Genomic DNA, 7,980 nt, shown 5'->3' with positions numbered 1-7,980 from the left:
AAAGTTTCTAAAACCGAAGCCCAGACGTTTGATGTCTTTGATAAGCTTATTGGTCCCCTCCAATTTTGCATTTGAGTAATGTGTTTCTAGTGCGTTTTTGATGTATGGTTTGTGTCTAAGGAAGGTCAAGCATAATTAAGATAAGAAAGAGAAACGATATGAAAACCACAATTTTACATTTCACCCTCAATTAAAAACGGGCTCACGCATTAATAAAGAACTGGCAACAGCTGCTGCTGGAGCTGGTTATGACGTGCGAGATATGTACCAACTGTATCCCAATTTTGACATTGATGTCAAAACGGAGCAAAAGATTCTAGAGGTAAGTGATCGCATTGTACTCCAGTTCCCAATTTATTGGTACCAAACGCCAGCCCTCATGAAACAGTGGTTTGACGTTGTTTTTGAATACGGTTGGGCCTATGGTTCGACTGGTATACTGCCTTACAAGGCAAGGAAGTCATGTTGGTAGCTAGTTTTGGAGCTGGGCAAGATGACTACACGAGAAACGGCCGCTTCCATGTAACAATTGAAGAGATTTTAAAGCCTATCACTACGATTCAGTATTTGACAGGTCTAACATTTCTGGAACCTCTTATCATAACTGGTACTTTAAACATGGATCAAGAGTTATTATCAAATAAAGTAAATAAATACCTACAAATAATATAAATAAGACATATCAACCCTCTATAAATGGAATATACCTTATTATTTTTCTGTTTCAAACAATAAAGCATCAATCAATATACTTGAATACTAGTGGATATTATTGAGTATATTTCATATTGTCCAATTAGGACAATACATAAAATTTTTCCTGCTTTTCCTCTATACTTTTCCTTAGGAGAAAGATTGATGTACCGACGTTTAAGGGATTTGAGAGAAGACAATGATTTCACTCAAAAATTCGTTGCCGAAAAACTTTCGTTTACTCAACGATATTCAGGAAAGATAAGAAGCATCTGAGTTTAACTTCAGATGCTTCTTTGGTAGGTATTACATTTATAATGAATCATGTTTAAAATGTTGCTGATATATTTTCTATTTTATGTTTAAATCTTTTTCCATTTCCATTTTTAGTTTTTTTATGAATACTTCATCACCGAAGGCTTCGGCTAGTACGGTAGCCATTTTGTAAAGTTCAGTTGCTTTATCTCTATTATTCTCATAGAAGAGATAGTATTTTGCTTCAAAAATGAGTACGGCGGGTTTGTAAGCATGTTGTAGTGTCTTATCAATAATAGTATACATTTTATCGACAATAGTTTTCATATTTCTATAATCATGATGCATCACATAGATTCCACCTATAGTTGACAATGCTCCAAGTAGCTCAACATTAACTAGCTCTTCCCCTTGTAATTCTTGATTAATTAATTTACATCGAAAACTTTCAACAATTTCTTTATCATAGTCACCAACTTGACATTGAAAGGTATAGTATTTTATTAGCAGAAGGTCATTCAAGGTGTACTCTTCTTTTTTTAATACCTGGTTCAAATAGTCTTCATATACAATCTCAACAAAATCTTCTTTCTTCTCTTCAGATATAAAATTCAAGGTTCTTTCAATGATATCAATGGTTAAAAGCTCATCCTCTGGTAGAATATCAATATAGTTGTCGTAGAGTTCCTCAATATCTTTTAGCTTTTTCTTGATACGTTCGAGGTCGCCATAGACAGGAGACTTCATGAGTTTATATTTAGCCTGATAATAATCTTCAGGAATGTCTAGTTTTGTTTCACCTAACAAATAGTTGAGGGAAACTCCTAATTTATCACTGATATACTGCAGTTTGACAATGGTTGGCAAAGAACGTCCGAGCTCAATTCTCATCAGCTGTTTGACAGTTAATTCTTCTTCAGTATCACAAACTTGCTCACGTGTTAAACCAAGTCGTTCACGTTCTTCACGAATTCTTTTTCCAATCTTGATTTTAATATCTTCTGACATACATAATTTCTTATGATTTAGATTTTTAATAATAATATAACGTAAAATTGAAATAAAGTCCAAAAGCCATAATAGAAGTAGTGTATAATAAAACCTACAGGAGTTTACAATTATGAAACAATCTCAATTTGCGAGGGCGCTAGCCAGCAGATTTTCTTCTCAAATATTATTTAGAATATTAAAAATGTTATAATAGGAGATGAGAAAGGGGGAGACGATGATGAAAATTATAGCAATAAACCCTATTCCGTTTAAAAAAAGAATGATTGAATTTCTCTTTGATTATCTTTTCATTCTAGCTTATTTAGTTCTTCTGTTTTTAAGTTCGATGCTTATTTACATCATCTTTTTTAATGGTGTCCCAGAGTTTACAGAAATTCAGTCGCAGTGGCTTGTATTTTTCACCTCTGTTTTGCCAATCACGCTCCTTTTCACATTCTTGGATTATAAAAATGATGACAGTTTTGGGAAGGTAAAAGCGGGACTTGAACTGGTCTACCAGAAAAAAACAGTGCAGGCTAGCTTGATTAGAAATGTCATCAAATTTTTACCTTGGCAACTCGGTCATATGGGCACGATTCATGGCTTATATAGTGATTTTGATGTGTTATCCATTATCCTCTCGTTTTCGGCGACTCTACTTGCAGTTTTGCTACTGGCAATGACGATATATAGGAAAGATAAGAGGCATCTAGGAGACCTACTAGCCCGTACACAAGTACAGCTAAGAGGTGACTAAGATACAGGTTGCTTACTTGATTCTTAAGGAAAACTGTATACGATTAAAGGAAGTCATTATGATGACCTCCTTTTTTTATTGCTCTAAATACTGTACAATAGAATGATTACAGGAGTTTACAATTATGAAACAATCTCAATTTGCGAGGGCGCTTTGGTATGGTATTCTGGGTGCTCTCTTTTTTGCTTTTACTTTTATTTTCAACCGTAGTATGAATCTTTCGGGTGGGTCCTGGGTGTGGAGTGCTAGTCTACGTTACTTGTTTAGTTTGCCTATGCTGGCTGTTTTGGCCTGGCGTAAGGGTGAGCTGGCAGGTGTTCTGTCTGCCATTAAGAAAGAACCCTTGACCTGGTTGGTCTGGAGTACGGTGGGTTTTGGTCTTTTTTATGGACCGCTGTCTCTAGCGTCCATTTATGGCGAGTCTTGGTTTGTGGCGGCTACTTGGCAGATTACCATTCTAGCTGGTCTGCTCTTGACGCCTCTATTTGGGCAGAGGGTACCTGGTAAGCAACTGCTTATGACATTGGTTATCCTTTTAGGGATTATTCTCATCCAGATTCCTTACTTTGGTAGTGGTCTTGGTAGCGGTGTGGTCCGTGCTAGTCTTTTGATTTTACTGGCCGCTTTTGCCTATCCTTTGGGCAATCGTAAGATGATGGTCCACTGTAAGCAGGATCAGCTTTCAACGACGCAGCGCGTGTTTGGGATGACCTTGATGAGTACGCCTTTTTGGTTGCTCTTGTCAGTTTTTGCTGTAGCAGATGCTGGGCTTCCATCAGGTGGACAGATTTTACAGTCTTTAATTGTAGCTGTCTTTTCTGGGGTTGTCGCAACCTTGCTTTTCTTCGAGGCAACTAATCTAGTTAAGCATAACCATAAGCAACTGGCAGTAGTTGAGGCTACTCAGGCTGGTGAAGTTCTCTTTACCCTCTTGGGTGGTTGCCTCTTCCTCGGAGATAGTCTACCTAGCCTTTTGGGATTCTTTGGGATTGCTATTGTAACTATTGGTATTATTGGAAATAGCCTGCTAACAGGCTCAGATTAAGCATAAGTATGAGACTTTCGAATGGCAAATTCGGAAGTTTTTTATTTCTATTAAAAATATTATAGAAAAATGCCACATTTTCAGACGATAGTGCTATAATGATATTAAAAGTAAGCGTTTACCGTTTTAATGTAAATCCTAGAGATATTTCCGGAAACTTTGACAGGCTTATTAATAAAGGCGAATGTATTGACTTTGAATTTTCATGAAAACTGAGATAACATTTAATGTTACTCTAAAGAAGGAGAAGAATCATGAATGATACTGTTTGTAAAAATTGGTTTATGCGTAAAAGTGGGAAGACTTGGGTCTACGGCTGTGCCTTGGTAAGTTTTGCAGGTTTGGCCCTGGCTAGTCCTGTCTATGCGGACCAAGTGGAACAGGCAACTGTGAGCCCAACACCTCAAGAAGTGGTAACTCAAACTGACCATCAAGTTGCCCCTCAAGTGGAGCTTGCACCTAGCACGACCAAAGAAGTCCCCCAAGTGGTAGAGCCAAGCCCCTCTCTTGTTTCCGAATCTGCTAAAACAGCTCAAGAGAATCCCACTCAGCCTAGCCCTGACCAGTCAAAAGAAGTACAAACACAGGCTAGTGAGGCTGAGAAAGTAACTAACCAAGCGCAAGAAGCCGATTTGAATCAGAACAGTCAAGAAACGCCAGTTGAAACCAATAGTACAAGTCCTGTTCATGTGACAGAAGATAAAACGGATTTGCCTAATAATGAAGCAGTTACCAATCTTGAGGGAATGACCGCAGATCAAAATGGTCACTGGGAAATGCAGGCTGATGGCATTCATTCAGATGCCAAAGACAAGGGAGACTCTTTCCTTTATTCTCAATCTGAGGGCAAAAATTTTGTTTATTCTACGGATGTGACCTTCAAGGAAGCTGGTGGTGCAGCTGCCCTCATTTTCCGTGGTAACAATGATAGCAGTAACAAAAATATGTATGGGGTCAATGTGGACTCTGGTAACCATAAGGTTAAGTTTTGGCGTTGGGTCAATAATCAGGATATTCAACTCGTAGATGAAAAAGATGTGACACCAACTGCTGATGAAACCTACAATCTTAAAGTGGTTGCGGCTAATCAGTGGCTATCTTATTATGTCAATGATGTACTTGTGGCTAGTACAGGTGACTCTGTTCTTCAAAAAAGTGACAAGGGTCAACCACAGGTTATTTCAGAGGGCTATTTTGGTCTTCTTAATTGGAATGCCAATGTCATTTTCAGAAACACCCGTTATGTCAATCTTGACGGTGCCAGTCTTCCTTTGATTGACAATCTCGTGGTAACCTCAAAGACAGGCTCTGTTGAAAAACAAGCCCAATTCTTCTCCCAAGAACCACTTCATATCCAATATGTAGGGCATAATGCTGAGACGGTAGGCTTTGACATTACTAAGCACAATCCTAATGCTGTCATCAAGGTTGAAGATGCCAAAGGAAATGTCTACACAGATATTTCTCAATTGCCAGTGGCTGTAGGTTCCAATTACTTTACTATTGAAAGTAGTGTGACCGATTCGCTTGGTCGTCCAGTGACCTTGACCTACCGTGTCAATATCCACCGAAGACAGAGCGATGATGTCTATTACAACGAGCTTTACCGTGATCAGTATCATTATTCTGTTAAGGATGGCTGGGCTAATGACCCTAATGGCTTGGTCTTCTACAAAGGACGTTACCATCTTTTCTATCAATTTTACGATGATACCAAATGGGGTCCAATGCACTGGGCTCATGCGACCAGCCGAGACTTGCTTCATTGGGATGAAGAGCCAATTGCTTTTTATCCAGATGCAACAGGTCACATGTTCTCAGGCTCTGTCGTGGTTGATAGTACCAATAGCTCAGGTCTCTTCAAATCTCCGGAAGGCGGTCTGGTAGCTATTATCACTTCAAATGGTAATGGGCAACGGATTGAAATTGCCTATAGTGAGGACGAGGGTAGAACTTGGCAAAAATATGATAAGGTGGTTGCCGACTGGTCTCAGGACCCACTTCAAAACCAAGATTTCCGTGATCCTAAGGTCTTTCGCTGGGATAACCAATGGTTTATGGTCCTTGCTGGTGGTCCACTCCGCATTTATTCCTCACCAGATTTGAAGAACTGGCAGGTTGAAACAACCTATAAGGATTTGCATACGGAATGTCCTGACCTCTATCCAATTGTGGCCAATGATGGGGCACTCAAGTGGGTCCTCTCACGTGGTGGTCGTTCTTACAAGGTTGGAGACTTTAAACAAGTGGATGGTAAGTGGGCCTTTGTAGCTGATGAAGTTTACCAAGAACATGATGAAATCATGAATTTTGGTAAGGATTCCTATGCTGCCATGACTTACTATGTTCATGATTTTGGGACAGCTGACCATCCAAACATCCCGCAATTGACTGAAATCAACTGGATGAACACTTGGGAAGATTATTGCAATCTAGTTGCAGATACTGTTGGTCAAAAATTTAATGGTACCTTTAACCTTAACCTTGACCTTGGTTTGGTTAAATCAGGCGACCGTTACCTCTTAACACAAACACCTGTTAAGGCCTATGAAAGCCTTCGTGATACAGATAATGCCCAGTATTTTGAAAATGTCAGAGTAGCTTCTGACAATGAACTGCTTAAAGATTTCTCAGGTGATACTTATGAAGTGGTTTCTCACTTTGTACCAGGTAAGGACACGACTGCAGTTGGATTTAACCTTCGCGTCGGTGATGGTCAAGCTACAAAGGTCGTTTACGATTTAACCAAGGAAACTTTGTCTATTGACCGTAGCCAATCTGGGACAATTCTTTCTGATGCCTTTGCTAAGGTTAATAGCCAACAAGTGACTCGCAATGAAGATGGTTCTATTGATTTGCATCTTTATGTGGACCGTGCGAGTGTGGAAGTCTTTGCTAAGGGCAATACGGTAGCTGGTGCCAATCAGATTTTCCCAAGCCCAAGAGCCGTTGGAGCGAGCGTCTTGGTTGAAGGTGGTCCAGCCAAAGCAAATATTGCTATCTACCCAATTAAGAGTACTTGGACTGACAAGAAGGAAGTCACTAAGGCTGTTGCCATGAACACCACAGTTGCAGGTCACTTGGCTCTTGAAGTTGGTCAAAGTAAGGACTTGCAGGTTTATCTCGCACCAGCTTCTGAAGAGCAAGATGTGACATGGACAGTAAGTGATCCAAGTTTGGTGTCATACACCGAACATGACAATAAACTTTCTCTCAAAGCTCTTCACAAAGGTCATCTCACTGTCACAGCAACTTCAGTTGAAAACCCTTCATTGACCAAGACCTTTAATATTGACATTACGCTCAACAATTTTGCGACCAACCTTAAAGGCTTGAAAGCTGTCACTGGTGATTGGTATATTGATGACGATACCCTTTACGATAGCAATGTTAGTGCCAATGACTTCTTCATGGCCTATGAAAGTAATGGCTTCAAGCAATTTGATTATGATATCGATGTCAAATACCAACATGGTTTGGTCAACCTCTTTGTAGCTGCGGAACGTGAAGAACCTGGTCGTGCCTATTCTGTCCAATTTGCTGACAATGATACTGTTCGTCTCTTCCGTTTTGGTGGTGAAACCATCGCTGAAGCTCATTTGGATAAGGCTATCAATGACGGTCAGTACCACCATGTCAAGGTTGTGAAAGGCAAGGACACCATGACAGTCTATGTCGATGGCAAGGAAGTGCTCCATCATCAATTTGATGCTGTGGATAATTACTTCAATCAAGCCCATGTAGGTGTTGGTCTTTGGGATGGAGCAGTAGAATTCAAAAACTTCTTCGTAACTGAAAAAATGACAAACACAAGCAGTGACACTACTGACGAACCAATCAAACCTGATCCTCAGCCAGAACCAAGTCCAGAGCCAAATCCGGAAAATAAACCAGTTGAGCCTGAGCATCAACCAGAGGTTGCTCCAGAGACTGAGCCAACTGGACAAAATAATGGTCACGATAGTACAAACACAGTGCCAGATCCATCTCAGGATAATACGGGTAAGCAAGAAGAAAGTAAGGCTCCAGTGGAAACACCTAAGACTGTCGCTCCACTTGTTGAGAATCTCCTCAAAAAATTCAACGCATTTAGTCTCTCAACCTTCCTTGCAAGTATTGCCAAAGAAACATGGCACTTTTTAACAAAATGGCTATTCAGCTAAAATCAAAACGTTGAAAAGGCTGTATAAGAAGAAAAAACTTAGAAGTATGAGTGCTTCTAAGTTTTTTTGTGATTATT

At 39.8% G+C, this 7,980-nt stretch carries 6 protein-coding genes and 2 pseudogenes; 6 read left to right on the top strand and 2 right to left on the bottom strand.

Features of this window, described 5'->3' with window-relative positions; all coding sequences use genetic code 11:
- A pseudogene (locus tag PCY16_RS06890) lies at nt 1-126 on the bottom strand (transposase); the annotation flags it as partial.
- A gap of 82 nt (nt 127-208) precedes the next feature.
- Between PCY16_RS06890 and PCY16_RS06885 the strand changes: the two are divergent.
- From PCY16_RS06885 to PCY16_RS06875, 3 genes and pseudogenes are all read left to right on the top strand, one after another.
- Nucleotides 209-472 carry an NAD(P)H-dependent oxidoreductase gene (locus PCY16_RS06885; RefSeq protein ID WP_367317072.1) on the top strand — a complete coding sequence of 88 codons (264 nt, stop codon included), beginning with the start codon at nt 209-211 and terminating at the stop codon, nt 470-472.
- Complete coding sequence (locus tag PCY16_RS06880) at nt 463-672, top strand: NAD(P)H-dependent oxidoreductase (RefSeq protein WP_060971538.1); 210 nt, start codon at nt 463-465, stop codon at nt 670-672. The genes PCY16_RS06885 and PCY16_RS06880 overlap by 10 nt, the downstream gene beginning before the upstream one ends.
- 186 nt (nt 673-858) lie before the next feature.
- A pseudogene (locus PCY16_RS06875) lies at nt 859-936 on the top strand (XRE family transcriptional regulator); the annotation flags it as partial.
- A gap of 108 nt (nt 937-1,044) precedes the next feature.
- Here PCY16_RS06875 and PCY16_RS06870 read toward each other — a convergent pair.
- The gene (locus PCY16_RS06870; RefSeq protein WP_060971539.1) at nt 1,045-1,956 is read right to left on the bottom strand and encodes an XRE family transcriptional regulator; all 912 of its coding nucleotides are present in this window, start codon (nt 1,954-1,956) and stop codon (nt 1,045-1,047) included.
- Between the two features lie 217 nt (nt 1,957-2,173).
- Between PCY16_RS06870 and PCY16_RS06865 the strand changes: the two genes are divergently transcribed.
- From PCY16_RS06865 to PCY16_RS06855, 3 genes are all read left to right on the top strand, one after another.
- The gene (locus PCY16_RS06865; protein ID WP_225791432.1) at nt 2,174-2,695 is read left to right on the top strand and encodes an RDD family protein; all 522 of its coding nucleotides are present in this window, start codon (nt 2,174-2,176) and stop codon (nt 2,693-2,695) included.
- A 124-nt stretch (nt 2,696-2,819) separates the two neighbouring features.
- On the top strand, nt 2,820-3,740 hold the full coding sequence (locus tag PCY16_RS06860; RefSeq protein WP_037600690.1) for a multidrug resistance efflux transporter family protein: 921 nt from the start codon (nt 2,820-2,822) through the stop codon (nt 3,738-3,740).
- A 251-nt stretch (nt 3,741-3,991) separates the two neighbouring features.
- Nucleotides 3,992-7,903, top strand: a complete 3,912-nt coding sequence (locus PCY16_RS06855; protein ID WP_225791465.1) for a GH32 C-terminal domain-containing protein — start codon at nt 3,992-3,994, stop codon at nt 7,901-7,903.
- Nucleotides 7,904-7,980 lie beyond the last annotated feature (77 nt).

It is taken from the genome of Streptococcus sp. SS4 (assembly GCF_030440125.1).
In the GTDB taxonomy this organism is placed as follows: Bacteria; Bacillota; Bacilli; order Lactobacillales; family Streptococcaceae; genus Streptococcus.
The sequence above is the reverse complement of the archived record's forward strand: the minus strand, read 5'-3'. Positions and strand labels throughout refer to the sequence as shown.

Excerpts from the sequence above, each read along its gene's own strand:
- PCY16_RS06880 (WP_060971538.1), top strand. The coding sequence starts at position 463 with ATGTTGGTAGCTAGTTTTGGAGCTGGGCAAGATGACTACACGAGAAAC.
- PCY16_RS06870 (WP_060971539.1), bottom strand. The coding sequence starts at position 1,956 with ATGTCAGAAGATATTAAAATCAAGATTGGAAAAAGAATTCGTGAAGAA.
- PCY16_RS06865 (WP_225791432.1), top strand. The coding sequence starts at position 2,174 with ATGATGAAAATTATAGCAATAAACCCTATTCCGTTTAAAAAAAGAATG.
- PCY16_RS06860 (WP_037600690.1), top strand. The coding sequence starts at position 2,820 with ATGAAACAATCTCAATTTGCGAGGGCGCTTTGGTATGGTATTCTGGGT.